Source organism: Bradyrhizobium ontarionense, assembly GCF_021088345.1.
Taxonomy (GTDB): domain Bacteria; phylum Pseudomonadota; class Alphaproteobacteria; order Rhizobiales; family Xanthobacteraceae; genus Bradyrhizobium; species Bradyrhizobium ontarionense.
Genome location: NZ_CP088156.1, coordinates 7,956,572 through 7,978,845, shown reverse-complemented (window position 1 = coordinate 7,978,845; position 22,274 = coordinate 7,956,572). Strand labels below are relative to the sequence as shown.

The 22,274-nt window shown below is 64.8% G+C and carries 23 protein-coding genes; 11 read left to right on the top strand and 12 right to left on the bottom strand.

Going from position 1 to position 22,274, the window contains the following annotated elements; all coding sequences use genetic code 11:
- Positions 1-196: 196 nt before the first annotated feature.
- The 5 genes from LQG66_RS35085 to LQG66_RS35065 all read left to right on the top strand — a co-directional run bounded on the left by LQG66_RS35085 (position 197) and on the right by LQG66_RS35065 (position 3,280).
- A complete protein-coding gene (locus tag LQG66_RS35085; RefSeq protein WP_231320526.1) occupies positions 197-574 on the top strand; it encodes a DUF2147 domain-containing protein in 378 nt (125 codons plus the stop codon).
- Positions 575-632: 58 nt separating this feature from the next.
- A complete protein-coding gene (locus LQG66_RS35080) occupies positions 633-1,325 on the top strand; it encodes an SGNH/GDSL hydrolase family protein (protein ID WP_231320524.1) in 693 nt (230 codons plus the stop codon).
- 103 nt (positions 1,326-1,428) lie between these two features.
- The gene (locus LQG66_RS35075; RefSeq protein ID WP_231320522.1) at positions 1,429-2,553 is read left to right on the top strand and encodes an acyltransferase family protein; all 1,125 of its coding nucleotides are present in this window, start codon (positions 1,429-1,431) and stop codon (positions 2,551-2,553) included.
- Between the two features lie 100 nt (positions 2,554-2,653).
- Entirely contained in the window at positions 2,654-2,947 is a 294-nt protein-coding gene (locus LQG66_RS35070; RefSeq protein ID WP_231320520.1) for a type II toxin-antitoxin system RelE/ParE family toxin, read from the top strand.
- Positions 2,948-2,950: 3 nt separating this feature from the next.
- Positions 2,951-3,280 (top strand): addiction module antidote protein, encoded by a 330-nt coding sequence (locus LQG66_RS35065; RefSeq protein WP_231320518.1) that lies wholly within the window; start codon positions 2,951-2,953, stop codon positions 3,278-3,280.
- Positions 3,281-3,590: 310 nt separating this feature from the next.
- Here LQG66_RS35065 and LQG66_RS35060 read toward each other — a convergent pair whose 3' ends face one another.
- The 6 genes from LQG66_RS35060 to LQG66_RS35035 form a co-directional block, all read right to left on the bottom strand.
- The gene (locus tag LQG66_RS35060; RefSeq protein ID WP_231320516.1) at positions 3,591-4,709 is read right to left on the bottom strand and encodes a cobalamin-independent methionine synthase II family protein; all 1,119 of its coding nucleotides are present in this window, start codon (positions 4,707-4,709) and stop codon (positions 3,591-3,593) included.
- 471 nt (positions 4,710-5,180) lie between these two features.
- Entirely contained in the window at positions 5,181-5,900 is a 720-nt protein-coding gene (locus LQG66_RS35055; RefSeq protein ID WP_231320514.1) for an ABC transporter ATP-binding protein, read from the bottom strand.
- On the bottom strand, positions 5,900-6,646 hold the full coding sequence (locus LQG66_RS35050; protein WP_231320512.1) for an ABC transporter ATP-binding protein: 747 nt from the start codon (positions 6,644-6,646) through the stop codon (positions 5,900-5,902). The genes LQG66_RS35055 and LQG66_RS35050 overlap by 1 nt, the downstream gene beginning before the upstream one ends.
- Positions 6,643-7,680, bottom strand: coding sequence for a branched-chain amino acid ABC transporter permease (locus LQG66_RS35045; RefSeq protein WP_231320510.1), 1,038 nt, complete (start codon positions 7,678-7,680; stop codon positions 6,643-6,645). Before LQG66_RS35045 ends, LQG66_RS35050 begins: the two co-directional genes overlap by 4 nt.
- Before the next feature lie 7 nt (positions 7,681-7,687).
- On the bottom strand, positions 7,688-8,557 hold the full coding sequence (locus LQG66_RS35040; protein ID WP_231320508.1) for a branched-chain amino acid ABC transporter permease: 870 nt from the start codon (positions 8,555-8,557) through the stop codon (positions 7,688-7,690).
- Positions 8,558-8,796: 239 nt separating this feature from the next.
- Positions 8,797-9,978: an ABC transporter substrate-binding protein gene (locus LQG66_RS35035; RefSeq protein ID WP_231320506.1), complete on the bottom strand. Its 1,182-nt coding sequence runs from the start codon at positions 9,976-9,978 to the stop codon at positions 8,797-8,799.
- Positions 9,979-10,260: 282 nt separating this feature from the next.
- Between LQG66_RS35035 and LQG66_RS35030 the strand changes: the two genes are divergently transcribed.
- Positions 10,261-10,557 carry a hypothetical protein gene (locus tag LQG66_RS35030; RefSeq protein ID WP_425601268.1) on the top strand — a complete coding sequence of 99 codons (297 nt, stop codon included), beginning with the start codon at positions 10,261-10,263 and terminating at the stop codon, positions 10,555-10,557.
- A gap of 12 nt (positions 10,558-10,569) precedes the next feature.
- Here the strand turns inward: LQG66_RS35030 and purU are convergent, their stop codons facing one another.
- Positions 10,570-11,433: a formyltetrahydrofolate deformylase gene (gene purU / locus LQG66_RS35025; protein ID WP_231320503.1), complete on the bottom strand. Its 864-nt coding sequence runs from the start codon at positions 11,431-11,433 to the stop codon at positions 10,570-10,572.
- Positions 11,434-11,588: 155 nt separating this feature from the next.
- Here purU and LQG66_RS35020 point away from each other — a divergent pair, with 155 nt between their 5' ends.
- Positions 11,589-12,431 carry a uroporphyrinogen-III synthase gene (locus tag LQG66_RS35020; protein ID WP_231320501.1) on the top strand — a complete coding sequence of 281 codons (843 nt, stop codon included), beginning with the start codon at positions 11,589-11,591 and terminating at the stop codon, positions 12,429-12,431.
- A 12-nt stretch (positions 12,432-12,443) separates the two neighbouring features.
- Here the strand turns inward: LQG66_RS35020 and LQG66_RS35015 are convergent, their stop codons facing one another.
- Both LQG66_RS35015 and LQG66_RS35010 read right to left on the bottom strand, forming a co-directional pair.
- Positions 12,444-13,238, bottom strand: coding sequence for an N-acyl homoserine lactonase family protein (locus LQG66_RS35015; protein WP_231320499.1), 795 nt, complete (start codon positions 13,236-13,238; stop codon positions 12,444-12,446).
- 25 nt (positions 13,239-13,263) lie between these two features.
- A complete protein-coding gene (locus LQG66_RS35010; protein ID WP_231320497.1) occupies positions 13,264-14,019 on the bottom strand; it encodes an SDR family NAD(P)-dependent oxidoreductase in 756 nt (251 codons plus the stop codon).
- Positions 14,020-14,157: 138 nt separating this feature from the next.
- Here LQG66_RS35010 and LQG66_RS35005 point away from each other — a divergent pair, with 138 nt between their 5' ends.
- Positions 14,158-15,075, top strand: coding sequence for an AraC family transcriptional regulator (locus tag LQG66_RS35005; RefSeq protein WP_231320495.1), 918 nt, complete (start codon positions 14,158-14,160; stop codon positions 15,073-15,075).
- An 80-nt stretch (positions 15,076-15,155) separates the two neighbouring features.
- On the opposite strand, the gene fcl is transcribed toward LQG66_RS35005, so the two are convergent.
- The 3 genes from fcl to LQG66_RS34990 form a co-directional block, all read right to left on the bottom strand.
- A complete protein-coding gene (gene fcl, locus LQG66_RS35000; RefSeq protein WP_256460596.1) occupies positions 15,156-16,130 on the bottom strand; it encodes a GDP-L-fucose synthase in 975 nt (324 codons plus the stop codon).
- Positions 16,093-17,172: a GDP-mannose 4,6-dehydratase gene (gene gmd, locus LQG66_RS34995; protein ID WP_231320493.1), complete on the bottom strand. Its 1,080-nt coding sequence runs from the start codon at positions 17,170-17,172 to the stop codon at positions 16,093-16,095. The genes fcl and gmd overlap by 38 nt, the downstream gene beginning before the upstream one ends.
- A 133-nt stretch (positions 17,173-17,305) precedes the next feature.
- Positions 17,306-17,980, bottom strand: a complete 675-nt coding sequence (locus LQG66_RS34990; protein ID WP_231320477.1) for a Crp/Fnr family transcriptional regulator — start codon at positions 17,978-17,980, stop codon at positions 17,306-17,308.
- A gap of 345 nt (positions 17,981-18,325) precedes the next feature.
- Between LQG66_RS34990 and LQG66_RS34985 the strand changes: the two genes are divergently transcribed.
- The 3 genes from LQG66_RS34985 (at position 18,326) to LQG66_RS34975 (ending at position 22,273) form a co-directional block, all read left to right on the top strand.
- Entirely contained in the window at positions 18,326-19,147 is an 822-nt protein-coding gene (locus LQG66_RS34985) for an ABC transporter ATP-binding protein (RefSeq protein ID WP_231320475.1), read from the top strand.
- The gene (locus LQG66_RS34980) at positions 19,144-21,075 is read left to right on the top strand and encodes a long-chain fatty acid--CoA ligase (protein WP_231320472.1); all 1,932 of its coding nucleotides are present in this window, start codon (positions 19,144-19,146) and stop codon (positions 21,073-21,075) included. The genes LQG66_RS34985 and LQG66_RS34980 overlap by 4 nt, the downstream gene beginning before the upstream one ends.
- Positions 21,076-21,379: 304 nt before the next feature.
- Positions 21,380-22,273, top strand: a complete 894-nt coding sequence (locus LQG66_RS34975) for a branched-chain amino acid ABC transporter permease (RefSeq protein WP_231320470.1) — start codon at positions 21,380-21,382, stop codon at positions 22,271-22,273.
- Position 22,274: the final 1 nt, after the last annotated feature.

Genomic DNA, 22,274 nt, shown 5'->3' with positions numbered 1-22,274 from the left:
ACCGACGGCGCCGCGTCAGGCCGGCTGCTGCGATCGTCGGACCCAAGGCCGCCCGCACCGAGGCAGGTGCGGCATGCCCGAATCCTGCTATCGTCCTCGATCAACAGAGACGACGCGGATCATCGGCGACACGCCGCTTCGCTGACACGATCCGCTTGCAACGTGCCCGTCTCGAAATGGTGCAAGGGAGGCCCGCATGGTCGGTCGGTTTGTCATTGGAATTGGCTTTGCGCTCGCACTCGCCGCGAGTCCGGCGCTCGCCGATGACGTGACCGGCGTCTGGCTGCGCGAGAGTGGTGCCTCCAAGGTCAAGTTCGCGCCCTGCGGCGGCGCCATCTGCGGCACGCTGGTCTGGATCAAGGAAGGCACCGACACGCCGGCGAAGGTCGGCCAGCGGCTGTTCTCAGGCATGAAATCGACCGGCCCCAATGCCTGGGCCGGCAGCTACAGCAATCCCGACGACGGCAAGACCTATGACGCCAAGATGACGCTGTCCGGTAACACGCTGACGACCTCGGGCTGCGCCTTCGGCGGCGTCATCTGCCGCTCCTCGACCTGGACGCGGGCGAATTAGAGATCCGTTCGCGCATTCGCGCTAGCGTAAACGGGATCGAAAGGCATCAATCGTCCGCATGGCAGCGAACACGCAGGCGCGACTGGGCATTGTGCTGTTTGCGGTGATTGCCGCGGCAGCCGCGACCTTCGTGCTGGCGCGCCGCTCTGCGGCGCCGTCCGGCGGCGATCACCGCACCGTTCGCCAGCTCGTCGTCCACTACAACCTGCTGGCGCGCCCTGATGATCCGATCATCGTGCTCGGTGACAGCATCGTCGAGGCATCGACGTTGCCGGCCAGCGCCTGCGGACATCCGATCGTCAATGCCGGTCTGGCAGGAGCCGGAACGCGCAGCGACCTCGCCGGCTGGCTCAAGCCCGCGCTTGGACCGAAGCGGGCGTTCGCCATCATCGTGTCCCTCGGCGTCAACGACGCGCTGACCGCCAAGCCCGATTCCCCCGCCGTCTTTGCCGAGCGCTACGAGGCCCTGTTGCGCGACCTGTCGAAGCTCACGGAGCGCATCTTCATCGTCGCGTTCCCCCCGGTCGAGGCGCGCGGGCCGTTCACGCCGGCGATGGAGAAGGCCGCCATGGCGAGCATCACCGGCTACCGCGCCGTGCTGCCGGACCTTGCGCGGCGCACCGGCGCGACCCTGCTGCCCTTGCCGCCGGTGGAGTCGCCGTTCACGCTCGAGGGCATCCATCTCAATGCTGCGGGCTACCGGTCCTGGGACCAGGCGATCCAGCGTGGAACCGAGCTCGCCTGCGGTTGACCCCGAACGCCCCGCACGCGCTGCGGCCGACGAAAACAATCCTTCATTTCGACCCTGCTAGGATCGGCCAGCGCATCCCGTCGCGACGGTTAACGAACACTGCATGGCCCTGCCTCAAACGTCGACATCGCCTGGGACTCACAAGCTCCTCGGACTGGAGCTGCTGCGCTTCCTCGCCACCATCTCGGTGCTGTTGTGGCACTACCCGCACTTCGCCTACGTGGCCGACGCGCCGGTTGATCTCGTCCGCAGCGAGCTGCCGTTCTACCGCGTCCTGTTCCCGTTCTATGAGCTCGGCGAATACGGCGTCGTAATCTTCTGGTGCATCTCCGGCTTCATCTTCTTCTGGAAGTACAGCGCGATCATCCCGGACGGCACGGTCGACGGCTGGACCTTCTTCGTCAACCGGCTGTCGCGGCTCTACCCGCTGCATCTCGCGACGCTGCTGCTGGTCGCGGGGCTGCAGGTCATCTACGTCGTGCAGCATGGCTTCTTCTTCGTCTACCAGAGCAACGATCTCGGCCATTTCGTCGCGCAACTGTTCATGGCGAGCGACTGGTTGCCGCCGACCGGCGTCAGCTTCAACGGACCGATCTGGTCGGTCTCCATCGAGGTCCTGGTCTATGCAGCGTTCTTCGTAAGCTTGCGCTTCGTAACCACATCGCCGCTGTTGAACCTGGCGATGATCCTGGCCGGGATCGCGAGCGGCACGCTTGTCGGCAAATGTTTTGTCTTCTTCTATGCCGGCGGACTTGCCGCCATGGCGCGGCAGGGCGTTGCCGATGCCTGGTATCGGCCGAAGCTGGAGGCGTTCGCCGCGTGCGCCGTCGTCGGCATTCCGTCGGCACTCTGGCTTTCCGGCATTGAGCTGGCCGAGCGCGCCGCAGTGCTCCTGCTCGTCACTACGCCGATCCTGTTGTTCGTCTGTACGAGGCCCATCACCCTGCCGCGGCGCATCGAGGACCTGCTGCAGGCCGCCGGCAACATGACCTATTCGTGCTATCTGCTGCACTTCCCGATCCAGCTTGCGATCGCGCTGGTGTTCACGTCGCTGGGGAGAGCGATTCCGTACGGCACCCATCCGTTCTGGATCGGCTTCATGGGGCTGACCTTGTCGGCGGCGTACGTCACCTATCGCGGATTCGAGGCGCCGGCGCAGCGGCTGATCCGGCGCGCACTGCTGCGCAAAAACGAAACGGGGCGGATTGCTCCGGCCGCCCAACCCTGATCGGAAGACCCCGGAGCCCGGCGCACAGGCAGGAGGGCATAGCCGGCGCGCTTCGCTCTCGCGCCCTTGCGCCCCTGTACCTTTTAAGATACGCTCCTTCATGCTCGAGGTCCGGCAGACCAGCGAGTTCAAGGAATGGCTTCTTGGTCTGCGAGATGCGAGAGCAAAGGCACGTATTGCGGCTCGCATTGCCCGTGCTGAAGGTGGCAACCTCGGTGACAGCAAGCCGGTTGGTGGGGGCGTCTCCCAAATGCTGATCGATTACGGCCCCGGCTATCGGGTCTATTTGCGCCAGAAAGGCAACGTCCTGGTGATCCTGCTTTGCGGTGGTGACAAGAGCATCCAGCGCTCCGATATCCGGCGCGCTCAAGAATTGGCCGAGAGAGAGGGGTAGCGAATGGCAACGACGCGCTTCGATGCCGCGGAATATCTTGCAGAGCCGGAGGCCCAAGCCGAGTTTCTGGCGGCGGCGCTTGAGGACGGCACCGCTGATGAAATCCGCGCCGCGATCAACACAATTGCCCGAGCGCGCGGCATGACGGAAGTCGCCAAGGCAACCGGCATCCGTCGCGAACAGCTTTATCGGGCACTTGGTGAAGACGGGAATCCGGAGTTCGCCACCATCCTCAAGGTGATCCGCGCTCTCGGCGTGAAGCTCACCTCAGCGCCGCCCAAGGCTGCTCCGAAGCGGAAGTCTGCCAAGAAAGCAGGCCGCCGGGCCGCGTAGCGACATCTTTGAGATGGAATTGGATGTGCTGGTCGTTAGCAGCCGTTCAGCAGATCACCGGCCTCTTGCCACGGAGCCAAGACCCGAAGGGATTTCTCCGGCGACTCGATGAGCCCACCTCCTGCCAACCTTTCGAAATCGCGATCGTCAAAAAGCAGGTCACCTGCAACGGATGTGGCGGCTCTTGCATCCACCGCCGTGAAGGATCGCCGCGCGTTGCCGCGGCGATCCTGTTCAGAAGCGACCGTGATGGTCAGCTGCCCCGGGTAAGGTCCGGGTCCAGCTTCAATAGGCTCCGTCTGGGGCAAGCTTACTTCCCCCAGATCTCCTCGGCCAGCTCGACGCAGAGGCGCAGCTTCGCCCACTGCTCTTCTTCGCTCAGGATGTTGCCTTCCTCGGTCGAGGCGAAGCCGCATTGCGGGGACAGCGCAAGCTGATCGAGCGGCGCGAACTTGGAGGCCTCCTCCATGCGGCGCTTGATGTCGTCCTTCTTCTCGAGCTCTCCGACCTTCGACGTCACCAGGCCGACCACGACCACCTTGTTGCCCTTGGGCAGGAAACGCAGCGGCTCGAAGCCGCCGGCACGCTCGCTATCGTATTCGAGGAAGTAGCCGTCGTAGTTGGTCTTGGCGAGCATGGTCTCGGCGACCGGCTCGTAACCGCCTGAGGAGATCCAGGTCGAGCGGAAATTGCCGCGACAGACGTGGGTCGAGATCGTCATGTCGGCGGGACGCTCGGCGATCGCGTAGTTGATGATGCGCGAATAGATCTCCTGCAGGCCGTCGGGATTGTCGCCGCGCTCCCTGGCCTTCTGCAGCTCCTCCTGCGAGCACAGATAGGCCCACACGGTGTCGTCGAACTGCAGGTAGCGGCAGCCGGCGTCGTAGAACGCCTTGACGGCCTTGCGGTAGGTCTTGCCGAGATCCTCGTAGAAGGCGTCGAGATCGGGATAGACGTCCTTGGAGATCGACTTGCGGCCACCGCGGAAGTGCAGCACCGCCGGAGACGGGATGGTCATCTTCGCCGTCACATGCGCGGCGTCGGCGTGCTTCTTCAGGAAGCGGAAGTGATTCAGCATCGGGTGATCAGCCGGGAAATCGAGCTTGTCGATCACGCGCACCGAATCGTGCCGGGTCTGCACGCCCGCGAACTGAATACCGGCGTCGGGATGGAACAGCTCGCAGCCGGTCAGCTTGGCCAGGAAGTCGAAATGCCACCAGGAGCGGCGGAATTCGCCGTCGGTCGCGAGCTTGAGCCCGGTCGATGCCTGGCGGTGCACGACCTTCTCGATCTCCATGTCCTCGATCTTGCGGAGATCGTCGGCCGAAATCTCGCCCTTCTCGAGCTTGGCGCGGGCCTCCTTGATCTTCTGCGGACGCAGGAGGCTGCCGACTTCGTCGGCGCGGAACGGGGGCTTGGTGCGTTGCATCTGTTCACTCCTTGGAAGGGGTCGATTCGTTCGGTATGATTGTTGGATCGGTTGCGATCTGACTTGGCGTGCTGTCCGGGGTCGGCCGTGCAGCATGGATTGGATCCATCCCCTACCCCGTATCCGACCGGTATACAATTCCATTGAGATCGGGATCACCAGAGGATCCCGCGGCGGCCGCGGTCACCTGGCTGCATGATCCGTCGGCCATCCTCCGATGCTTCATTCTGCTGTAGTCCGGCCATTTTCCGGCCTCCGGACCCGTTAATGCGACGGCACGGCCGCATCGAGCGTCGAGGGCGTCGCGTCGGGGCTGACCGCGTGACGCCGCCGTCCTGCATACCAGGCTGGCCACCGCTGCCCTATACCGCTCGGAAGCACGATCCGGAGAGTCAGCCAACGAGGCGAGCCAAATCGCTTCTACAACCCAGAATGACGCTTGCGAGGCCGGCGTTCAAGCCTCTCGATCAGTCAATGCGCGGTGGCGGCGCTCGCGACCCCGAGATGCCGCTCCAGCGGGCTCGGATCGGCTTTCAACTCGCTCGACGGCGCGTCGTGCACGACGGTGCCGCGCTCGAGGATCACGACGCGATCGGCAAGGCTGAGGAGCTTCTGCGCGTGCTGCTCGACGATAACCGAGCACAGCCCGCCGGCTCGGCTGATGGTGCCGATCGCGGCCAGCAGCTCCTCGACGATGATCGGCGCCAGCCCTTCGGTCGGCTCGTCCAGCAACAGCACCTTCGGATTGAGCGTCAGCGCACGGCCGATCGCCAGCATCTGCTGCTCGCCGCCCGAAAGTTGGTTGCCGAAATTGTTGCGACGCTCCTTGAGCCGCGGAAACATCTGGTAGACCCGCTCGACCGTCCACGGCCCGGGCTGCGCCACCGCGGTCATGTTCTCTTCGACCGTGAGCGAGCGGAAGATGTTGCGCTCCTGCGGCACCCAGCCGATGCCGGCGCGCGCGCGCTGGTCGGCGCGCAGGCTCGTGATGTCCTGCCCCGCCAATGCGATCCTGCCGGAAAAGCGGCGGGTGACGCCGACGATGGAGTTGATCAGCGTGGTCTTGCCGGTGCCGTTACGTCCGAGCAGCGCCAGCACCTGACCCTCCGGCAGCTTCAGCGACATGTTCGGCAATACGACCGCCTGGCCATAGCCGGCACGCAGGTTCTCGATGGCGAGCAGGTCCGTCATCACGCGGCCTCGCCGAGATAGACCGCCTTGACCTGCGGATCGCGTGCGACCTCGTCGGGAGCGCCCTCGACCAGCAGAGCCCCCGAAACGAGAACCGAGATGCGGTCGGCAAAGGAGAAGACGAGGTCCATGTCGTGCTCGATCAGCAGCACCGTCACGTCACGCGGCAACGCGGCGACGGCGGCGAGAATGTCCTTGCGCTCGCCCTCCGGCACGCCGGCGGCCGGCTCGTCGAGCAGCAGCACGCGGGGCTTGGCGGCGATGGCGACGGCGATCTCGAGCAGGCGCTGCTTGCCATAGGGCAAGGTCGAGGTCGGATCGTTCATCACGTCGAGCAGCCGGAAGCGCTCCAAGGTCTCGGCGATCTCGGCATTGATGTCGTCGCGCGTGCCCATGCGCCGCCACCAATTGCCACCGCCGCCGAGCCGCTCGGACACCGCGAGCCCGATGGTCTCGAGCGGCGTCAGGTCCGGGTAGAGCTGGTTGATCTGGAAGGTGCGCGACAGGCCGCGCAGCACGCGCTTGTGCACGGGGAGATCGGTGATGTCCTGGCCTTCGAGCAGGATTCGTCCCGCGCTCGGCTCCAGCACGCCGGTGAGCTGATTGATGACGGTGGTCTTGCCGGCGCCGTTCGGACCGATCAGCGCGTGCCGCGCACCGGGCGCGATCTTCAGCGACAGGTCGCGCGTCACATGAAGACCGCCGAAATGCTTGTCCAGCCCGCGGGTTTCGAGCGCGTAGCTCATGGCGCCTCGTTATCGGTCAGGGCCACCGCGGCCTTGCGGCCGGCGATCTGCCGGAGAATGAGGTTGGGCAGCCACAGCGCATAGGCATGGATGCGGTGGCGGCCGACCATGACGATCACGACCAGCACGAGGCCGATCCAGAACATCCAGTATTGCGGGGTGATCCACTGGAACAGCTCCTGCAGCATCCGGAACACGGCGGCGCCGATCAGCCCGCCATAGAGATAGCCGGAGCCGCCGATCACGAGCATCAGAACGAGGTCGGCGGAGCGCTCGAACGAGAACACGTCGAGCGAGGCCAGCGCCGTGGTCTGCGTGAACAATGCTCCCGCAATGCCGGCATAGAACGCCGCGACCGTGTAGATCGCGATCAGGCGCCGGTTGACGGGAATGCCGACCGCGGCCGCGCGCAGCGGATTGTTCTTGATCGCGCGCAGCGACAGGCCGAACGGCGAATGCACGATCCGCCGCGCCAGCAGGAACAGCACGAACAGCACCGCGAGCGAATAGAAGAAGCCGGTCTTGCCGAACATGTCGAAGGCGAACAGGCCGAAGATCGGCTGGATGTCGATGCCCTGCAGGCCGTCGGTGCCGCCGGTGATGTTGGAGAAGCGCTCCGCCAGCGCTTCCATCAAGAGCGCAATGCCGAGTGTCACCATCAGCCGCGTCAGGTCGACGCCGCGGATCACCAGGAAGCTGGTGGCGAAGCCGAGCACCGTAGCGGCAAGGCCGGCCACGATCAGCGCCAGCACCGGCTCGTTGATGATGCCGTGGACCGACAGCAGTCCGGCGCAGTAGGCACCGACGCCGAAGAAGGCGGCGTGCCCCAGCGAGACGATGCCGGCATAGCCGAGGATGAGATCGAGCGACATCGCGAACAGCGCGAGCCGCAGGATCTCGGTCATGATCAGGTAGCGCGAGGGAAAGGCGAGTCCGACCGCCAGCACGACGATCCAGAAGGCGAACTCGCTCCAATGCCAGCGGCCATGCTGCCTGGCGTGGAAGCCGACGTCGGATTGTGCATTCGTTGTCATGCGATCCTCACCGCGTCGCCGTGCGGCCGAACAGGCCGTTCGGGCGCCAGATCAGGATCACGATCATGATGGTGTAGATGACGAACGGCCCGAGCTTCGGCACGTAGTATTTGCCGGCGACGTCGCCGATGCCGAGCAGCAGCGAGGCCAGGAACGGACCGGTGATCGAAGACGAACCGCCGACCGTGACCACGATCAGGAAGTAGATCATGAACTTGAGAGGGAAATACGGATCGAGGCCGAGGATCTCGGCGCTGAGCGCGCCGCCCAGTCCGGCCAGTCCGCAGCCGAACGCGAAGGTGAAGGCGAACACCTGCGGCACGTTGATGCCGAGCCCGCTGGCCGCCCTGGGATCATCGACCGCCGCGCGCAGCCGGCTGCCGAACCGGGTCTTGGACAGAACGAGCTGCAGCCCCACCGTGAGCAGGCCGCAAATGACGATGATCATCAGCCGGTAGCGGCCGATGCCGACACCGAACACATCGAACTGCCCCTGCAGCGCCGCCGGCAGCTTGATGAAGAGCCGCGACGAGCCCATGACGTAGTCGGCCGCGGCCACCGACATGAACACAAGCCCGATCGAGAACAGCACCTGATCGAGATGGCTGCGCGCATAGAGATGCTGGTACAGCGTCCGCTCCAGCGCCGCGCCGATCACCGCGCTGACGATGAAGGCGAACGGCAGCGCGGCAAAGAACGGCCAGCCCAGCTGATTGGCCAGAACGGCACAGACGTAGCCGCCGGTCATGGCGAAGGCGCCGTGGGCGAGATTGACGAAGTTCATCAGGCCGAGCGTCACGGCGAGCCCGCAGGCCAGCACGAACAGCAGCATGCCGTAGGCAACACCGTCGAACAGGTTGGTAAGGATGGCGGTCATGGCAGTCTAGGTTCGGTCCCCGGTCTCATCCCTTCTTCCGAAGGGCACGCATGTGACGCTTGGCTCGGTCTGCACCTCCCCCGCCTGCGGGGGAGGTCGCATCGCATCGAAGATGCGATGCGGGTGGGGGAAAGTCTCTCCTCACAAACAGTGCGCCGTGGGGCGCCCCCACCCCAGCCCTCCCCCGCACGCGGGGGAGGGAGCGCACCATCTATGCGCTCCCGATGACGCCTACGGCGTCACTTCTTCGCCTTGCCCGGATCCTTGACGGCCTCGAAGGTCTGGAACTCGACGTTATAGAGCTCGCCGTCGACCTTCTCGACCTTGCGGATGTAGACGTTCTGGACGATGTCGCGCGTCTCCGGATCGATCGAGATCGGGCCGCGCGGGCTCTCCCAGGCCATGCCCTTCATCGCCGCCAGCAGCGAATCGCCGTCGGTCTTGCCGTCGCTCTTCTTCAGGGCCTCGTAGATCAGATGGATGCCGTCATAGCCGCCGACCGCCATGAAGCCCGGGCGGCTGTTGAACGCCTTCTTGTAGGCCGCCACGAACTCCTTGTTCTTGGCGGACGGATGCGCGGCCGAATAGATGTGCGCGGTCACCGTACCGAGCACCGCATCGCCCATGTCGTTGAGCAGGTCGTCGTCGGTCACGTCACCCGGTCCGATCACCTTGATGCCGCTCTTGTCGAGCCCGCGCTCGGCATACTGCTTCATGAAGTTGCCGCCCTGGCCGGCCGGCACGAACACGAACATCGCGTCCGGCTTGGCATCCTTCATGCGCTGCAGGAACGGCGCGAAGTCCGGATTGGCCAGGGGGACCTTCACTTCCTCGACGATCTCGCCGCCACCGGCGGTGAAGCGCTCCTTGAAGGAGGCCAGCGCATCATTGCCCGGCGCGTAGTCCGAGGTCAGGGTCGCGACCTTCTTGATGCCGTTCTTGACCGCCCAGTCGCCGATGATGGTGGAGGACTGCGGCAGGGTGAAGCTGGTGCGGACGATGTAGGGCGACTTCTCGGTGATAACAGAGGTGCCCGCGGCCATCACCACTTCCGGGACCTTGCCCTGGGTGGCGAGCGGCGCGGCCGCGAACGCCGCCGGCGTCACGCCGAAGCCGGCGATGACGTTGACCTTGTCGTTGACGATCAGTTCCTGCGCCAGCCGCTTGGTGTTGTCGGGCAGCGCGGCGTCATCCTTGAGAATGACCTGGATCTTCTTGCCGGCAACGGTGTCGCCGTTCTGCTGCATGTAGAGCTTGATCGCGTTGTCGATCTGCTTGCCGGTCGACGCCTGGCCGCCGGTCATCGGCACGATCAGGCCGATCTTGAACACGTCGTCGGCCCGCGCCGCACCGGACGCGATCGCAGCCGCGGCCAAAGCCGCGCTGGCAGCCAGCGTCAGTGTCTTGTTTCGCACGAACATTGAAACTACCTCCCTGGTCGGATCAGGACCGCAGCCCCCGGCCATTGTTGTCTCAGTTGTCTCACCTGGGCGATGTCGTTCACGATATCGCGCGCGCATCGCTGCGGACTCGGCACGATATTGTCAATGGCGATCATGAGGCAGTGCGTGGACGGTCGGTTTCCGGAACGGGCCATGAACTTTTTATAGGTATTATAATACTCCGACTTCGAACGGCCAAATTTTACCAATTGATGGCAAGTCGTTAGAGTCGCGACTGCGACGATGAAAGGTCACCCCTCCATGCCGGCCAGGACTGCAATTCGCGCGAGATTGCTTGCCGCGATGACCGTGCTGGCCTTGGCTGCGCCGGCTCTGGCCGGCTGCTCGTCGATCAACGAGAAGGTCGGCGCCGGCATGGGCGACATTATCCCGCAATGGGCCGGCGGCCTGCCGGCCAATGCCCCGCCGCGGCCCGGCACCGCGGAGTATGACCGTTTCATGCAGGAGCGCGAGCGGCAGCGGCAGATGCCGGCGGCCGAGCGCGACAAGGAGACGCAGTCGAATGCCAACGCGCAGGCGACCGCCCCGGGCCGCTGACGGCCAGCGTCATCAATCCATGAACACCACGGTCTTGCGCCCGTTGAGGATGACGCGGTCCTCGAGGTGATAGCGGATCGCCCGCGCCAGCACCCGGCGTTCGATGTCGCGGCCCTTGCGCACGAGGTCGTCGGGGGTGTCGCGATGGCTGATGCGCTCGACGTCCTGGTCGATGATCGGGCCTTCGTCGAGATCGCGCGTGACGTAATGGGCGGTGGCGCCGATCAGCTTGACGCCGCGCTCATAGGCCTGGTGGTAGGGCTTGGCGCCCTTGAAGCCCGGCAGGAACGAATGATGGATGTTGATGCAGCGCCCGGACAGGCTCGCCGACATCTCGTCGGACAGGATCTGCATGTAGCGCGCCAGCACCACGAGATCGGTCTTGGTGTCGTCGACTAGCTTCAGGACCGCCTGCTCCTGCTCGCGCTTGGTGTCCCTGGTGACCGGCATGTGGTGGAACGGGATGTCGCCGAAATCGAGCCCGGCATAGGTCTCGCGCGGATGGTTGGAGACGATCGCGGTCGGGATCATCGACAGGTCGCGGGTGCGCCAGCGGTAGAGAATGTCGACCAGGCAATGATCGAACTTCGACACCAGCAGCATGACGCGGCGTTGGCCGGCGCGGTCGCGCATCTGCCAATCCATCGCAAACCGGTCGGCGATCGCGGTGAAACCGGTCTGCAGCGACGGCAGGTTGACGGCGAGGTCGGCGGCCGTGAACACCACGCGCATGAAGAAGTGACCCGTCTCGAAATCGCCGAACTGCTGGGCGTCGAGAATGTTCTGGCCGTTATGGGCGAGGAAGGTGGAGACGGCCGAGACGATCCCGGGACGATCCGGGCAGGACAGGGTCAGGACATATTGGTGGTCGGACATGGCGATGATGCAACCGGGACGGATGGGTGAGGAGGAACGCGCGGCAGGCTTGGCGCCCGTTTGCGCCTGCTCTATCACCCTCGCCCCGCTTGCGCCAACGCTCGGCGCGGGGGCAGGATGAACAAAACATCAACTCTCAACCTTCGAGCATCGCCATGGCTGACAGGCTGACCGGCAACCGCATCCTGATCCTGGAAACGCGCGAGGAAGCGCAGTTCTCGCGGCTGCTTGCCGAGCAAGGCGCCGACGTGCTGCAATGTCCGATGTTCACGATCCAGGACGCACCGGACCCGGGTCCGATCGAGGCCTGGATTCGCCGGTTCATCGCGCGGCCTTGCGACGATCTCGTGCTGATGACCGGCGAAGGCCTGCGGCGGCTGATGACCGTCGTGCGACGGATCGGCGTCGAAGCGGATTTCATCAGCGCGCTCGGTAAGGCGCGCAAATTCACCCGCGGACCCAAGCCCGGTCGCGCCTTGCGCGAGCTTGGACTCGAGCCGCAGGTCACGACCGAGAAGCCGACGTCGGAAGGCGTCGCCGAGCTGCTGGCCCGATACGACCTGAAGGGCCATCGGCTGGGCCTGCAGCTCTACCCCGACAAGGATCACGCGGCGCTGATCGGCGCCATCACCGCTGGCAGCGCCGAGGTCGATCCCGTCCTGCCTTATGTCTACGACGCCAAGGCGGCGGATACGAACATCCTCACCGCCATCGACGAGATGATCGCAGGCAAGGTCGACGCCATTGCATTGACGAGCTCGGGCCAGCCGCGGCGGCTGTTCGACGTCGCCAAGGCACATGGCGTCGAAGACCGCCTGCGCCAGGGACTGGCGCGCACGCCGATCGCCTCGGTCGGGCCTGTGGTCACCGAGGAGCTTGCCGTCCACGGCCTCGCGCCGTCGATCATTCCCGCGGGCGAGGCCTATTTCATGAAGCCGCTGATCTCGGCGATGGCGGTGGCGCTCAGTGGGAAGCCGCCGCGGACGGCGACGAACTGAACTGGCCGGAACTCAATCGAAGTAGGACGGCGCGTGTACGATCGTCGCGTTCTGCACGATGTCGTGGTTGATCCAGAGCTGCGCCCCCTCGGCCTGAACGATGGCCTCGACGCGCGCCATCGATCGTCGCGTCTCCTCCGCATCGGCGTTCATGGTCGGCACGCGGCGATGCTCCATGTTGTAGCGGTCATGCGCAACATCGCCTGACAGCAGGATCGGCCCGGTATTCGCGAGGCGGACCAGCAGCGAACTGTGCCCCGGCGTATGTCCGGACGTCGCGATCACACGGATCGAACCATCACCGAACATGTCATGGTCTCCGTCCATCAGTTCGACCTTTGCCTGCCTCAGGCATTCGTAAAGCAAAGGCACATAGCCATGCTGTCGATAGTCGGGGCCGAACATCGCCCGATGCTCGTCCCGCTGGATGTGCCACGTGGCATGCCCGAACAGCCGCGCATTGCCGACATGGTCGAAATGAGCATGGGACAGAATGACCGTCGTCACGTCCTCGGGCCCAAGTCCGATATCGGCGAGTTGGCGGACGATCGGGCGCGCAACGACGCCCCTGATGCCGTGGGCGATGATCCGGCCGCCGGCCTCCTCTGCGATCGTATCCTCGATGCCGGTATCCCACATGATCCAGGCGCCGCCACGACGGATCAGGTAGGCATTGCAGCTCAACGTGACCTGTTCGCCCTCCCACTGTCCCGGCGTATAAGCCGATCGATCTGGTGCGACCGCGAGCCCGGCATCCAGCACGTAGAGCCGATCGATGGTGCCGGCGGGTCCTGCAGAAACTGACATGGGCGATCTCCCGGATTCGCTCGTCTCAGATGCCCTGTCCACCTGACACTTCGATCCGCTGCGCGTTGACCCAGCGATTGTCCTCAGACAGCAGGCTCGCGATCATCGGCCCGATGTCGTCGGGCAGGCCGGCGCGGCCGAGCGCGGTCATGTCCGCAAACACCTTGTTGATCTCGGCATTGTCGCGAACCACCCCGCCGCCGAAATCGGTTTCGATCGCGCCGGGGGCCACCGTGTTGACCGCGATACCGCGGTCACCCAATTCCTTGGCCATGTAACGGGTCAGCACCTCGACCGCGCCTTTGACCGCCGCATAGGCGGCGTAACCGGGAAACGACGTATGGGTCAGGCCGGAGGACAGGTTCACAATGCGACCACCATCGGCGAGCAGTGGCAGCAATGTCTGCGTCAGGAAATAGACGCCCTTGAAATGGACGTTGACCAGACGATCGAATTGCGCCTCGGTGGTCTGGCCGATCAAGGCATAGTCGCCATGGCCGGCATTGTTGACGAGATGGTCAAACGTCTCGCGCCGCCAGGTCTCGCGCAACGCGGTCCGCAGCCGCTCGGCAAACGACATGAAACTTGCGACGTCCCCGGTGTCCAATTGCAAGGCGACAGCCTTGCGGCCCAGCGCAGCGATCTCCGCCATAGCCGCGTGAGCGTCGTCCACCCTGCTCTGGTAGGTGAGAACGACGTCGCCACCATGGCGAGCGATGTTGAGCGCGGCGTTGCGGCCGAGGCCCCGGCTCGAACCGGTCACGAGAGCAATCTTGGTCATGGTCTGAACTCCTGCGGTCTTGACCACCCCGATATCGACCAGGCGCGCACGCCTTTGTTGCCGGAAGCTCGCCGCTTCTTGCCCAATCCTCCAAAATGCGGTGCATCGCCGGCGTCGACCGGTTAGGCTCGGTCCATCATGAGCACGCTCCTTCACGCCGTGGGCCGCCACGCCGAAGCCCATGCCGACGGTGCCGGTATTGGCCAACCCCCAATCGCGGGCCTGATGACCGTACGGGCGACCGCGCCCAGCGGCCTCCTCTACGCGATCTCGCGGCCGCTGGTCTGCCTCGTGGTGCAGGGAAGCAAGCATGTCACGATGGGCGGCCAGGGCTTCGGCTTTTCCGCTGGCGATTCGCTGTTGATCACGGCCGACGTGCCGACCGTCAGCCAGATCACGCGCGCAAGCATCGCGGTGCCCTATCTCTCGCTCGTGCTCGAGCTCGATCCGGCGATTCTCACCGATCTCTCGGCACAGATGGGTGACGCCGGCGGAGACGACCACGCGCCGGTCCGAGTCGACCCGACCGATCGCGAGGTGGCCGACGCTGCGCTACGTCTGATGCGCTTGCTCGATCGTCCGGAATCGATACCGGTGCTGCAGGGACAGCTGTTGCGCGAGATGCACTACTGGCTGTTGACTGGCCGGCATGGAACGGCGATCCGTCGTCTCGGCTGGCCGGATGGCCACGCGCAGCGCATCGCACGCGCGGTCGCCGTGCTGCGCACCGAGTTTGCGGGGCCCTTGCGCGTGGAGCAATTGGCGGCCGTCGCGGGCATGAGCCCGTCGTCATTCCACCAGTACTTCCGCCGCCTCACCTCACTGTCGCCGCTGCAGTTCCAGAAGCAGCTTCGGCTGATCGAGGCGCGACGGCTGATGCTGGCGGAAGGCATGACCGCAGGCAGCGCGGCCTTTGCCGTCGGCTATCAGAGCGTGCCGCAGTTCACGCGCGAATACGGCCGGATGTTCGGCTCGTCGCCGGTCCGCGAGATCAAGGCGGTGCGCAGCAAGATAGGGGCTGTGCAAGGAGCCGCCGAGGGACGCGCGGCCGAATGACAGGGTTCGCGAAGCAAGGCGGAGTCTCGTGTTCGCGTCCTGGACGGCTTCGACGCTTCCGCGGCTCGCAAGGACGGACGCTACTCTGCGCCCTGCCCCGTCTCCTTGAGGAACGACTGATACGCGCGCGCGATGCCGTCCTGAAGCGAGGTCGTGGCGCGCCAGCCGAGCTTCGCGAGCCGGGACACGTCGAGCAGCTTGCGCGGCGTGCCATCGGGCCTCGAGGTATCGAAGCTGACGGCTCCCGTGTAGCCGACGGCGGCTGCAACGACGCGGGCAAAATCGGCGATCGTGATGTCCTCGCCGGTGCCGATGTTGACCAGCTCTGAATCCGAATAGGTCTTCATCAGATGCACACAGGCATCCGCCATGTCGTCGACATAGAGGAATTCGCGCCGCGGCGTGCCGGTGCCCCAGACCACGACCTGGCGGGCATCCGCAAGCTTGGCCTCGTGGAAACGCCGGATCAGCGCCGCGACCACGTGGCTGTACTCCGGATGATAGTTGTCGCCGGGGCCATAGAGATTGGTCGGCATCACGTTGATGAAGTCGGCGCCGTATTGGCTGCGGTAGGCCTCGACCATCTTGATGCCGGCGATCTTGGCAATCGCGTAGGGCTCGTTGGTGGGCTCCAAGGGGCCGGTCAGCATCGCATCTTCACGCAGCGGCTGCGGGGCGAGCTTCGGATAGATGCAGGAGGAGCCGAGAAACATCAGCTTCTCGGCGCTGTTCACATGCGCGGCGTGGATGACGTTGGTGGCAATCGCGATGTTGTCGTAGATGAATTCAGCGCGCAGCGTGTTGTTGGCGACGATGCCGCCGACCTTGGCGGCGGCGAGGAACACGACTTGCGGCTTGGTCCTGGCGAACCAGGAGAACACGGCGGTCTGGTCGCGTAGATCGACGTCGCGGCGCGGCACGGTCAGCAGCTCGACGCCCTCGCTCGCCAATCGCCGCACCAGCGCGCTGCCGACCATGCCGCGATGGCCGGCAACGAAGACGCGCTTGCCCCGGAGATCAAAGGCCGCCACGGACGGCCTCCTTGCGTGCGGCATCCAGGTCGCTCGCGACCATTTCCTTGACGAGCTGGGCGAAGCTCGTCTTCGGCGCCCAGCCGAGCTTATCGCGCGCCTTGCTGCAGTCGCCGATCAGAAGGTCGACCTCGGTCGGCCGGAAATAAGTCGGGTCGATGCGCACCACCGTCTTGCCGGACTTGCAATCGATCCCGGCCTCGTCGACGCCCTCACCGCGCCATTCGATGCGGCGATCGACCTCGGCGAAGGCGAGCTCGACGAGCTCGCGCACCGAATGGGTCTCGCCGGTCGCCAGCACGAAGTCGTCGGGCGTATCCGCCTGCAGGATACGATGCATGCCCTCGACATAGTCGCGGGCGTGACCCCAGTCGCGCTTGGCCTCGAGATTGCCGAGATAGATGGTCTCCTCCAGGCCGGTCTCGATGCGGGCGACGCCACGGGTGATCTTGCGCGTGACGAAGGTCTCGCCGCGGATCGGGCTCTCGTGATTGAACAGGATGCCGTTGCAGGCGAACATGCCGTAGGCTTCGCGATAGTTCACCGTGATCCAGTAGCCGTAGAGCTTGGCGCAGCCGTAAGGCGAGCGCGGATAGAACGGCGTGGTCTCCTTCTGCGGGATCTCCTGGACCAGGCCGTACAGCTCGGAGGTCGAAGCCTGGTAGAAGCGGGTCTCCTTCTCCATCCCGAGAATGCGAATGGCTTCCAACAGGCGGAGAACGCCGAGCGCATCGGCATTGGCGGTATATTCCGGGCTCTCGAAGCTGACGCCGACATGGCTCTGTGCCGCCAGATTGTAGATCTCGTGCGGGCGGATCTGCTGCACCAGCCGGATCAGGTTGGTCGAGTCGGTCATGTCGCCGTAGTGCAGCAGGAACGGCACGTTGCCGTGGTGCGGATCCTGATAGAGATGATCGACCCTCGCGGTATTGAAGGACGACGACCGCCGCTTGATGCCGTGGACCGTATAGCCGAGGCCAAGCAGATATTCGGCCAGATAGGCGCCGTCCTGCCCGGTGACCCCGGTGATCAGCGCCACGCGACCCCTGCAATCCTGCCTCGCCATACCCACTCCAACTCTCTCCCGACGCCACGCCCGATGTTCCCGCGATAGCGAGGCCATAGCACCTCGCGACGGTCAAGCCCAACGGAAAGGTATGTCCGATCAATGCTCTGCCGCCAGGACGGCACCGCTTCCGTCAGTCCCCGTAACAGCGCAGGCGGTCGAGATCGAGGATCGTGACCCCGCCATATTCCAGCCGCAGCAGGCCCTCGCGCTCCAGCGTCTTCAGGCACTGATTGGCGTTCTGCCGCGACAGGCCCGACAAGGCGCCAATCTCCTCCTGGGTGATCTCCAGGTGCCGGGTCGTATTCGGGTAGAGGATCGGGTTGAACAGCGAGGCGATGCTGCGGGCGAGCCGCGCCGTCGCATCCAGCGTGCGGCCGACTTCGACGAGACCGATGAATTGGCCGAGCCGCTCGTTGAGCTGGGTGACGAGAAAGCGATTGAAGCCGACGCTGTTCTCGAACAGCCACATGAAGGTCGGCCGCTCCATCAGCGCGAGCCGCGTGTCGCGCAGCGCGACGACGTCATAGCGGCGCGGCTCGTTCTTGAGCACGCTGCCTTCGCCGAACCAGGCGCCCGCGGACATGCCGGCGAAGGTCGTGGCCTTTCCGCCGCGCGACACCGTGCTCATGCGCGCGAGACCTGTGACGATGCCGGTCCAATAATCGAACTGGTCGCCGCGCATGAAGATATGCTCGTTGGCCGCGAAGGAGCGCTCGACGATCCCCGCACAGGTCGCGTCTATCTCCTCGGGCTTCAGATGGCGCGACCACGGCGCGATGCGCAAAAGGGTATCGGGAGAGATCAAGCCGTCATCTCGTCACTGCAAATCTCGCGCCCATCATATTGCGCCGCAACAAATCCATCGTGAAATTTGCCTGGGAATTGTCGGGCGCAAGACAGTTCCTGATAGCGCTTTCCCCTATCCAGGACCACCGCATTCGGCTCGTGAGGTCGTGGTTCATCCCCAGTGCGGGTGACGCTGGACGGTCTGAGATGCGGCAAAATGCACCCAGCCGGGTGGCCCGTCATTCGTCGGATGGCGCGGAACCTGAGCACGGGATAGGATTGCGGCCAATGCGACGCACTTAACGTCGCGGAACACGACGCCTGAAGAGCGCGCCAAGCGCCGAAGACAGTTCGGGAGGACGATTTGGACTATACGTTGGAAGCGCGCGGAGTCTCGCTGCGTTTCGGTGGCGTTCGTGCGCTGACCGATGTCAGCTTCGGCGTGCGCGACGGCGAGCTGTTTTCGATCATCGGCCCGAATGGCGCCGGCAAGACCTCGATCGTCAACTGCATCTCCGGCCGTTACAAGCCGACCGAGGGTCGCCTGTTCCATCGCGGCCGCGACATCACCGGCCTGCCGCCAAACGCGCGCGCCACGTTCGGCATCGGCCGCACCTTCCAGAACCTTGCGCTGTTCCACCACATGAGCGTGCTCGACAACATCATGGTCGGGCGCCATCACCTGCTGAAGAACAACTTTCTGACTGGGGCCCTGTACTGGCTCAGCGGCGCGCGGCGCGAGGAGCTGCGGCACCGCGAGAAGGTCGAGGAGATCATCGACTTCCTCGACCTGCAGTCGGTGCGCAAGGCGCCGGCCGGCACCCTCTCCTACGGTCTGCGCAAGCGCGTGGAGCTGGCGCGCGCGATGGCGCTCGAACCGCATCTGATCCTTCTCGACGAGCCGATGGCCGGCATGAACTTCGAGGAGAAGGAGGACATGGCCCGCTACATCGTCGACCTCAACGAGGAATTCGGCATGACCGTCGTGATGATCGAGCACGACATGGGCGTCGTCATGGACATTTCCCATCGCGTCATGGTGCTCGATTTCGGCCGCAAGATCGCCGAAGGCGACCCGGCCGCCGTGCTCGCCGATCCGCACGTCAAGCGCGCCTATCTTGGCGAGGAGGACGAACTGCTGGTCGATCCCGATGAGGTGCCTTCGATCGCGGAGGACGCGGCATGATGGACTATGCAGGCCGCGTCAAGCAGGCCGACACCTATCCGAAGCTGCTGCGGCTGAACGCGCGGGAGCACGGCAAGGAGGTCGCGCTGCGCGAGAAGGATCTCGGGTTGTGGCGGCTGTTCACCTGGGCCGACTACCAGGCGCGGGTCCGCGACTTCGCCCTCGGCATGGTCGAGCTCGGACTCGGCAAGGATGACGTGATCGGCATCATCGGCGACAACCGGCCGGACTGGGTTGCAGCCGAGATCGCGACGCATGCCATCCGGGGCCTGAGCCTTGGGCTCTACCGCGACGTGCTCGACGAGGAAGCCGCCTATCTGCTGAACTATGGCGAGGCGCGGCTGGTGTTCGCCGAGGACGAGGAGCAGGTCGACAAGCTGTTGAATCTCGCCGACCGCGCACCGGCGCTCAAGCACATCATCTATTCCGATCCGCGCGGCATGCGGAAATATGATGATCCGAGATTGATGCCGGCGGACAGGCTCGCCGAGCTCGGCCGCAACAGAGCCGCGCGCGAGCCGGATCTCTACGACTGCATGGTCGACGCGACCAAAGGCGAGGACGTCGCGATCCTCTGCACCACCTCGGGCACGACGTCGCATCCCAAGCTTGCGATGCTTGCCGCCGCGCGGGTGCTCAGGCATTGCGCGACCTATCTCAGCTTCGATCCGAAGGGGCCCGACGACGAATATGTCTCGGTGCTACCGCTGCCCTGGATCATGGAACAGGTCTACGTGCTCGGCAAAGGGCTGCTCTGCCGGATGAAGGTCAACTTCGTCGAAGAGCCTGATACGATGATGAACGACTTCCGCGAGATTGCGCCGACCTTCGTGCTGTTCGCACCGCGGGTCTGGGAGCAGATCGCGGCCGACGTCCGCGCAGGCGTCATGGACGCCTCTCCGCTCAAGCAGCGGCTCTATCATCTGGGCATGTCGACGGGCCTTGCCGCACTCGAGAAGGGCCAGCATTCCAGCGTCGCCGACGTGCTGTTGTTCCGGGCGCTACGCGACCGGCTCGGCTTCACGCGGCTGCGCTCGGCCGCGACAGGCGGTGCCGCGCTCGGACCCGACACGTTCAAGTTCTTCCGCGCCATGGGCGTTCCGCTGCGCACGCTGTACGGCCAGACCGAGCTGCTCGGCGCCTACACGCTGCACCCGAACAACAAGGTCGATCCGGACACGACCGGCATCCCGATGGGTGAGGACATCGAGATCAAGATCGACGCGCCCGACAGCCAGGGCATCGGCGAGATCGTCGTGCGCCATCCCAACATGTTCCTGGGCTATTACAAGAGCCCCGAGGCCTCCGCCGCCGACATCAAGGACGGCTGGATGCAGTCCGGCGATGCCGGCTATTTCAACGGCGAGAGGCAACTCGTCGTCATCGACCGCATCAAGGATCTCGCCGAGACCGCGCGCGGCGAGCGCTTCTCGCCGCAATATATCGAGAACAAGCTGAAATTCTCGCCCTACATCGCCGAGGCGGTCGTGCTCGGCGACGGCCGCGAGCACCTCGCGGCCATGATCTGCATCCGCTACTCGATCATCTCGAAATGGGCGGAGAAGAGCCGCATCGCCTTCACCACCTATTCCGACCTCGCCTCGCGCAACGAGGTCTATGCGCTGTTGCAGAAGGAAGTGGAAACGGTCAACGCGACCCTGCCGCCCGCGCAGCGCATCGCCCGCTTCCTGCTGCTGTACAAGGAGCTCGACGCCGATGACGGCGAGCTCACCCGCACGCGAAAGGTGCGCCGCAGCGTCATCAACGAGAAATATGCAGATATCATCGACGCGATCTACGGCGGCAGGCCGACCATCCCGGTCGACACCGTGATCCGCTTCCAGGACGGCACCACTCAGCGCATCCGCACCACCTTGAAGGTGGTCGATCTCGGCGGCCATGGACCGATGGCGGAGGCCGCGGAGTGATGAGCCTTCCGTCACATGAGATCGTCATGCGCGGGCTCGACCCGCGCATCCATCTCCTTCCGCAGACCTCTCTCGCGATGGATCGCCGGGTCGAGCCCGGCGATGACGAAGACGAGTTCACGCTGCACATGGCTGCGCCCTCTCCCCTTGCGGGAGAGGGCATCTCCGCTGGCCGACGCAAGCTCAGTCGGGTGAGGGGTCCCTCTCCTCTTGCTCACCCGCTGAGACAACCCCTCACCCGGCTGCGCTCCGCGCAGCCACCCTCTCCCACAAGGGGAGAGGATCACAGCGTGCCCACACGATCATGAACCTCTTCTTCCTCCTCCAGCTGCTCGCCAACGGGCTCGTCGTCGGCACGCTCTATGGCGTCGTCGCGATGTCGTTCGTGCTGATCTACAAGGCGACGCAGGTCGTCAATTTCGCGCAAGGCGAGCTGCTGCTGATCGGCGCCTGGGTGTGCTGGACACTGCTGACCAAATTCCAGGTGCCGTTCTGGGCCGGAATGCCGCTCACGCTGGTCTTCATGTTCGTCTTCGGCATTGCGATCCAGGTCGTGATCCTCCGTCCCATGATCGGCGAGCCCATCATCTCCGTCATCATGGTCACGATCGGCCTGTCGACCGTGTTCCAGGCGGCGCTGAAATGGATGTACGGCGTCAACCCGCAGCCGTTCCCGCAGGTGTTCGCGAGCACGTCCGTCGACATCTTCGGACTGCAGATCCAGACCGTCTACGTCATGAGCCTCGTGGTGTCGCTGCTGATGATGCTGGGCATGGCCTGGTTCTTCCGCGTGTCCAAATATGGTCTCGCGATGCGCGCCACCGCATTCAACCAGCAGGTCGCGCAGTCGCTCGGCATCTCCGTGAAGAACGTGTTCGCGATGGCCTGGGCGATCTCGGCGACGGTCTCGGCGGTCGCGGGCGTCGTCGTCGCCGTGGTCAACGGCGTGTCGTCGGGCCTGTCGGCCTACGGCATCAAGGTGTTTCCGGCGGCGATCCTCGGCGGCCTCGATTCGGTCGGCGGCGCCGTGCTCGGCGGCATCATCATCGGCCTGCTCGAGAACGTCGCGCAATATGTCGACAGCCAGTACCTGCACTGGGGCAATCTGTACGAGATCGCGCCGTTCTACGTGCTGATCATCATCCTGATGATCAAGCCCTATGGCCTGTTCGGCACCAAAGACATCGAGCGGATCTAGA